A 7,169-nucleotide genomic window follows, 5' to 3' on the forward strand; every position below is an offset into this window, starting at 1 on the left:
CTGGCTAGAGTGCTTACATCCCTTGATTGTCGACAATTACCATGACCAACGCCCAGACATCACCGGCCAACGTTCCCGAGGTCCGCACCCTGGCGGAGCGGGTCTTCCAGCAGTTGCAGGATGCCATCGTGCGTGGCGAGCTGCCGCCCGGTAGCAAGATTACCGAGCCGGGACTGTCGCGGGCCTATGGCATCTCCCGCGGGCCGCTGCGCGAGGCGATGCGTCGCCTCGAGGCGCACCGCCTGATCGAACGCGTCCCGCATGTAGGGGCTCGGGTGGTGAAGCTCTCCATCCAGGAACTGCTTGAGCTGTTCGACGTGCGCGAGGCGCTGGAGAGCATGGCGGCGCGGATCGCCGCCGAACACATGACGCCCGAGGAGATCGCCGGGCTGCGCGAGGTGCTGGCGCTTCACGAGCGCCAGAGCGACCTGAGCCGCGGCGAGGCCTACTACCAGCGCGAGGGCGATCTGGACTTCCACTACCGCATCGTTCAGGGCAGCCACAACAGGATGCTGATGGGCATGCTGTGCGATGACCTCTACTACCTGGTGCGGCTGTATCGCACCCAGTTCAGCGCCAGCGGCTCGCGTCCACAGCGGGCCTTCGTCGAGCACCACCGCATCGTCGATGCCATCGAGGCCGGCGACGCCGAGCTCGCCGAGCTGTTGATGCGGCGCCACGTCAGCGCCTCGCGGGAGAACGTCGTCGAGCGCTACGCCGCCGTCCTCGAACAGGAACAGTCGGCCGCTTCCCAGGCCGCCGCCACCGACCGGAGAAACCCATGACACAAGCGACGCCCGGCGCCCGTTTCCGCGCCGCCCTCGAGGCCAGTCGGCCGCTGCCGATCGTCGGCACCGTCAATGCCTACACCGCGATGATGGCCGAACGCGTCGGCCATCCGGCGATCTACCTGTCCGGCGGCGGCGTGGCCAACGCCTCCTTCGGCCTGCCGGATCTCGGCATGACCACCATGAACGACGTGGTCGAGGACGCCCACCGCATCTGCGGCGCCACCGATCGGCCGCTGCTGGTGGACATCGATACCGGCTGGGGCGGGGCCTTCAACATCGCCCGTACGATCAAGGAGATGCAGCGTGCCGGCGTCGCCGCCGTGCATCTGGAGGATCAGGTGGCCCAGAAGCGTTGCGGGCACCGGCCCAACAAGGCCATCGTCTCCCAGCAGGAGATGGTCGACCGTATCAAGGCCGCCGCCGACGCGCGCCTCGATCCGGACTTCTACCTGATCGCCCGCACTGACGCCTTCCAGAAGGAAGGGCTGGAGGCCGCCATCGAGCGTGCCAACGCCTGTCTGGAGGCCGGCGCCGACGCCATCTTCGCCGAGGCCGTGCACACGCTGGACGATTACCGCGCCTTCTGCGAGCGCCTCGACGCGCCGATACTGGCCAACATCACCGAATTCGGCGCCACCCCGCTGTTCAACCAGCAGGAGCTCGCCGAGGTCGGCTGTCGCATGGTGCTCTATCCGCTGTCGGCCTTCCGCGCCATGAACGCCGCGGCGCTCAGGGTCTATCAGAGCATTCACGAACAGGGCCATCAGCGCGACGTGGTGGACCAGATGCAGACCCGCGAGGAGCTCTACGATTTCCTCAATTACCACGACTTCGAGCGCAAGCTCGATGCCCTGTTTGCAGAGAACGCGTCTGCAGAGAACGACTCGGCATAGCAGGGGCGAGGGCGCGTCCGCGTCTCTTGAGCCGACTTCGAACAACAAGACCACGCCAAGCTTACGCAGCAAGAGGAGAGACACCATGGCAGACAAACCGATCGGCGGCGCCGGCCTGCGCGGCCAGAGCGCCGGCTCCACCGCCCTGTGCACCGTCGGCAAGAGCGGTGCCGGCCTGACCTATCGTGGCTTCGACATCAGCGAGCTCGCCGACAAGGCACGCTTCGAGGAAGTGGCCTACCTGCTGCTCAAGGGCAAGTTGCCGAACCGGGCCGAGCTTGACGGCTACATCGCCAAGCTCAAGGGCCTGCGCGGCCTGCCGCCGGCGCTGAAGACCGTGCTCGAGCAGATTCCGGCCGACGCCCACCCCATGGACGTGATGCGCACCGGCGCCTCCATGCTCGGCAACCTCGAGACCGAGGAGAGCTTCGACCAGCAGCAGGACGTCGCCGACCGCCTGCTGGCGGCCCTGCCCTCGATCATCTGCTACTGGTATCGCTTCAGCCACGACGGCGTGCGTATCGAGACCGAGACCGACGACGCGTCCGTGGGCGGGCACTTCCTGCACCTGCTGCGCGGCGAGCCGGCCTCCGAGCTGCACGCCCGGGTGATGAACGTCTCGCTGATCCTCTATGCCGAGCACGAGTTCAATGCCTCGACCTTCACCGCGCGGGTCTGCGCCTCGACGCTCTCTGACATGCATTCCTGCGTGACCGGGGCCATCGGTTCGCTGCGTGGCCCGCTGCACGGCGGCGCCAACGAGGCCGCCATGGCAATGATCGAGCACTGGCAGTCGCCGGAGGAGGCCGAGCGCGAGATCCTCGGCATGCTGGAGCGGAAGGACAAGATCATGGGTTTCGGGCATGCCATCTACCGCGAGTCCGACCCGCGCAACGCCATCATCAAGAAATGGTCGAAGCAGCTGGCCGAGGACGTGGGCGACAGCGTGCTCTATCCGGTCTCCGAGCGCGTCGAGGCGGTGATGTGGCGCGAGAAGAAGCTGTTCTGCAACGCCGACTTCTTCCACGCCAGCGCCTATCACTTCATGGACATCCCCACCAAGCTGTTCACCCCGATCTTCGTCTGCTCGCGGGTGACCGGCTGGTGTGCCCACGTCTTCGAGCAGCGCGAGAACAACCGCATCATCCGCCCGAGCGCCGACTACACCGGGCCGGAAGACAGCGAGTGGGTGCCGATCGAGGAGCGAGACTGACGCTCCAGTTCGATGCCCGGCATGAGCTTCGCCGGGGACAAGTCTGCGCGAGGGCGCTGTGAACCCATCCCTGGGCGCTACCGACGCCATCCATGGCGTAGGACCCTCGCTTCGCCTTGTCCCCGGCTTCACTGCTGCTTCCGGCGCGTCTTTTCCTGTCCACGACCCGATCCGAGGGTGGCCACGCCATGAATACCGATTACCGCAAGCCCCTGCCCGGCACCGGGCTGGACTACTTCGATACCCGCGAGGCGGTCGAGGCGATTCGCCCCGGCGCCTATGACACCCTGACCTACACCGCCCGGGTGCTGGCCGAGCAGCTGGTGCGCCGCTGCGAGCCGGGCCTGCGCGACGCCGCCCTCGAGCAGATCATCGACGGCAAGCGCGATCTGGACTTTCCCTGGTATCCGGCCCGGGTGGTCTGTCACGACATCCTCGGCCAGACGGCGCTGGTCGACCTGGCCGGGCTGCGTGACGCCATCGCCGAGCGCGGCGGCGACCCGGCCAAGGTCAATCCGGTGGTGCCGACCCAGCTGATCGTCGACCACTCCCTGGCCGTGGAGCATGCCGGCTTCGAGAAGGATGCCTTCGAGCAGAACCGGGCGGTGGAGGATCGCCGCAACGAGGATCGCTTCGACTTCATCGACTGGACGCGCACCGCCTTCGAGAACGTCGACGTTATCCCCGCCGGCAACGGCATCATGCACCAGATCAACCTGGAGAAGATGTCGCCGGTGGTACAGGCACGCGACGGCGTGGCCTTTCCGGATACCTGCGTCGGCACCGACAGTCACACCCCGCATATCGACTGCCTGGGGGTGATCGCCATCGGCGTCGGCGGCCTCGAGGCCGAGACCGTCATGTTGGGTCGCCCCTCGATGATGCGCCTGCCCGATATCGTCGGCGTGCGGCTGACCGGCCAGCGCAAGCCCGGCATCACCGCCACCGACATCGTGCTGGCGATCACCGAGTTCCTGCGCAACGAGCGGGTGGTGGGGGCCTATCTGGAGTTCTTCGGTGAGGGCGCGGCGAGCCTGACCATCGGCGACCGTGCCACCATCTCCAACATGACGCCGGAATACGGGGCCTCGGCGGCGATGTTCTACATCGACGATCAGACCCTCGACTATCTCAGGCTGACCGGCCGCGAGCCGGAGCAGGTGGCGCTGGTCGAGGAGTACGCCAGGACCGCCGGCCTGTGGGCCGATGACCTGGCCGGCGCCGAGTACGAGCGGGTGCTGGAGTTCGACCTCTCCAGCGTCGAGCGCAACCTGGCCGGGCCGTCCAATCCGCACCGTCGTCTGCCGACCAGCGCGCTGCACGACCGCGGCATTGCCGTCGACTATGACAAGGCACAGGAAGAGGAGAAGGAGGGCAAGATGCCCGATGGCGCGGTGATCATCGCCGCCATCACCAGCTGCACCAACACGTCGAATCCGCGCAACGTGGTGGCCGCCGGCCTGCTGGCGAAGAAGGCCAACGCGCTGGGCCTCGTGCGCAAGCCCTGGGTGAAGTCGTCCTTCGCGCCGGGGTCCAAGGTCGCGCGCCTCTACCTGGAAGAGGCCGGTCTGCTGCCCGAGCTGGAGAGGCTCGGCTTCGGCATCGTCGCCTACGCCTGCACCACCTGTAACGGCATGTCCGGGGCCCTGGACCCGAAGATCCAGCAGGAGATCATCGACCGCGATCTCTATTCCACTGCCGTACTGTCTGGCAACCGCAACTTCGACGGGCGCATTCATCCCTATGCCAAGCAGGCCTTCCTGGCCTCGCCGCCGCTGGTGGTGGCCTACGCCATCGCCGGGACGGTGCGCTTCGATATCGAGCAGGACGCGCTGGGCTTCGATCCCGACGGCCAGCCGATCACCCTCAAGGACCTGTGGCCCTCGGACGAGGAGATCGACGCCATCGTCGGCGAGTACGTCAAGCCGGAGCAGTTCCGCGAGGTCTATATCCCGATGTTCGATCTCGACGCGGTGGAAGCCGCCGAGAGCCCGCTCTATGACTGGCGCCCGCAGAGTACCTATATCCGCCGGCCGCCCTACTGGGAAGGCACCATGGCGGCCGAGCGTGGGCTCAAGGGCATGCGGCCGCTGGCGATACTGCCGGACAACATCACCACCGATCATCTGTCGCCGTCCAACGCCATCATGGCCGACAGTGCCGCCGGCGAGTACCTGACGAAGATGGGCCTGCCGGAAGAGGACTTCAATTCCTACGCCACCCACCGCGGTGACCATCTCACCGCCCAACGTGCGACGCTGGCGAATCCCAAGCTGTTCAACGAGATGGTGCGCGACGAAGCGGGCGAGGTGATCCAGGGCTCGCTGGCGCGGATCGAGCCGGAAGGGAAGGTCACCCGCATGTGGGAGGCCATCGAGGCCTACATGGCACGTCGCCAGCCGCTGATCATCATCGCCGGCGCCGACTATGGCCAGGGCTCGTCGCGGGACTGGGCGGCCAAGGGCGTGGCGCTCGCCGGCGTGGAGGCGATCGTCGCCGAGGGCTTCGAGCGCATTCACCGCACCAATCTCATCGGCATGGGCGTGATGCCGCTGCAGTTCGAGCCCGGCACCACCCGTCATACGCTGTCGCTCGACGGCACCGAGACCTATGACGTGGAGGGCGAACCCGCGCCGGGCGCGACGCTGACGCTGGTGATTCATCGTGCCGCTGGCGAGCGTACGGAAGAGAGCGAGCGCGTGCCGGTGATCTGCCGCCTGGATACCGCCGAGGAAGTCTCCATTTACAAGGCCGGCGGCGTGCTGCAGCGCTTCGCCGAGGACTTCCTGGAAGGGGAAGAGAGCGAGGAGGCGACCCACGCATGACCCAGATTCGCATTCCCGCCACCTATATGCGTGGCGGCACCAGCAAGGGCGTGTTCTTCCGCCTGGACGACCTGCCCGAGGCCGCTCGAGTGCCCGGAGTGGCACGCGATGCGCTGCTGCTGCGCGTGATCGGCAGCCCCGATCCCTATGGCAAGCAGATCGACGGCATGGGCGGGGCGACCTCGAGCACCAGCAAGACGGTGATCCTGTCGAAGAGCGAGCGTCCCGATCACGACGTCGACTACCTGTTCGGCCAGGTGTCCATCGACGCGCCCTTCGTCGACTGGAGTGGCAACTGCGGCAATCTCTCGTCGGCCGTGGGGCCCTTCGCCATCGCCAGCGGCCTTGTCGATCCCGAGCGCCTGCCGCGAGACGGCATCGCCGAGGTGCACATCTGGCAGGCCAACATCGGCAAGACCCTCGTTGGCCACGTGCCGATGCGGGGCGGCGAGGTCCAGGAGACCGGCGACTTCGAACTCGATGGCGTCACCTTCCCGGCCGCCGAGGTGGCGGTGGACTTCATGGATCCCGCGGACGGGGAGGGCGCCATGTTTCCCACCGGCAACGTGGTCGACGAGTTCGAGGTGCCGGGTATCGGCACGTTGCAGGCGACCCTGATCGACGCCGGCATTCCTACCGTCTTCGTCGAGGCGGCGGCCATCGGCTATACCGGCACCGAGCTGCAGGAGGCGATCAACAATGACGCCGAGGCGCTGGCGCGCCTCGAGGCGATCCGCACCCAGGGCGCGTTGCGCATGGGGCTGATCGCCCGACCCGAGGAAGCGGCGCAGCGTCAGCATACGCCCAAGGTGGCTTTCGTGGCGCCGCCGGCCGACTATGTCGCCTCCAGCGGCAAGGCCGTATCCGCGGAGGATATCGACCTGCTGGTGCGGGCGATGTCCATGGGCAAGCTGCATCACGCCATGATGGGGACCGCCGCGGTGGCCATCGCCAGTGCGGCGGCGGTGCCGGGCACCCTGGTGAATCTCGCCGCCGGCGGCGGCGAGCGTACCTCGGTATGCTTCGGCCATCCCTCCGGCACGCTGCGGGTGGGCGCCGAGGCACGTCAGGCGGGCAGTGGCTGGACGGCGCTCAAGGCCACCATGAGCCGCAGCGCGCGCGTGCTGATGGAAGGATTCGTTCGAGTGCCAGAGGATAGCTTCTAGAGCGGTGAGCCAAGGCGATGCCGAAACGGCATGGGCATCGTCTTGGTCTGCAGGGTGGGCTGGACTATATTTTAAGATAAGTCTTGCGTCGACCCGGGAGAATCCGTAGAGTACGCATCCGCTGCCGGCGACGGGCAACGTTGCAGGCGGTGATGAGTGGCAGAAGCGCTTGTTTTTCTTGAGGTTTTTCGACGGATGTCGAAATCGCTCGATTGACAGGGTCAGCGGAATCGGTAAAATGCCCGCCACTCGCTACGGTAGCCCGCTGAGGGCTCGATCGG

At 66.8% G+C, this 7,169-nt stretch carries 5 protein-coding genes; all 5 read left to right on the forward strand.

All coding sequences use genetic code 11. The annotated features are described in order from the left end of the window. Positions 1 to 41 precede the first annotated feature (41 nt). The 5 genes from C9J49_RS08585 to prpF all read left to right on the forward strand — a co-directional run bounded on the left by C9J49_RS08585 (position 42) and on the right by prpF (position 6,888). Positions 42 to 785: a GntR family transcriptional regulator gene (locus tag C9J49_RS08585; RefSeq protein WP_035598806.1), complete on the forward strand. Its 744-nt coding sequence runs from the start codon at positions 42 to 44 to the stop codon at positions 783 to 785. Beyond that, positions 782 to 1,684, forward strand: coding sequence for a methylisocitrate lyase (prpB, locus tag C9J49_RS08590; protein ID WP_107182552.1), 903 nt, complete (start codon positions 782 to 784; stop codon positions 1,682 to 1,684). Before C9J49_RS08585 ends, prpB begins: the two co-directional genes overlap by 4 nt. Positions 1,685 to 1,769: 85 nt before the next feature. After that, positions 1,770 to 2,897 carry a 2-methylcitrate synthase gene (gene prpC / locus C9J49_RS08595; protein WP_107182553.1) on the forward strand — a complete coding sequence of 376 codons (1,128 nt, stop codon included), beginning with the start codon at positions 1,770 to 1,772 and terminating at the stop codon, positions 2,895 to 2,897. Between the two features lie 188 nt (positions 2,898 to 3,085). Continuing rightward, entirely contained in the window at positions 3,086 to 5,722 is a 2,637-nt protein-coding gene (gene acnD / locus C9J49_RS08600) for a Fe/S-dependent 2-methylisocitrate dehydratase AcnD (RefSeq protein ID WP_107182461.1), read from the forward strand. Further along, positions 5,719 to 6,888 (forward strand): 2-methylaconitate cis-trans isomerase PrpF, encoded by a 1,170-nt coding sequence (prpF, locus tag C9J49_RS08605; protein WP_107182462.1) that lies wholly within the window; start codon positions 5,719 to 5,721, stop codon positions 6,886 to 6,888. The genes acnD and prpF overlap by 4 nt, the downstream gene beginning before the upstream one ends. Positions 6,889 to 7,169: the final 281 nt, after the last annotated feature.

It is taken from the genome of Halomonas sp. SL1, assembly GCF_003030865.2.
Classification (GTDB): domain Bacteria; phylum Pseudomonadota; class Gammaproteobacteria; order Pseudomonadales; family Halomonadaceae; genus Halomonas; species Halomonas halophila.

What these genes read in the sequence shown, in the direction of transcription:
- C9J49_RS08585 (WP_035598806.1), top strand. Translation starts at nt 42, where the DNA reads ATGACCAACGCCCAGACATCACCGGCCAACGTTCCCGAGGTCCGCACC.
- prpB (WP_107182552.1), top strand. Translation starts at nt 782, where the DNA reads ATGACACAAGCGACGCCCGGCGCCCGTTTCCGCGCCGCCCTCGAGGCC.
- prpC (WP_107182553.1), top strand. Translation starts at nt 1,770, where the DNA reads ATGGCAGACAAACCGATCGGCGGCGCCGGCCTGCGCGGCCAGAGCGCC.
- acnD (WP_107182461.1), top strand. Translation starts at nt 3,086, where the DNA reads ATGAATACCGATTACCGCAAGCCCCTGCCCGGCACCGGGCTGGACTAC.
- prpF (WP_107182462.1), top strand. Translation starts at nt 5,719, where the DNA reads ATGACCCAGATTCGCATTCCCGCCACCTATATGCGTGGCGGCACCAGC.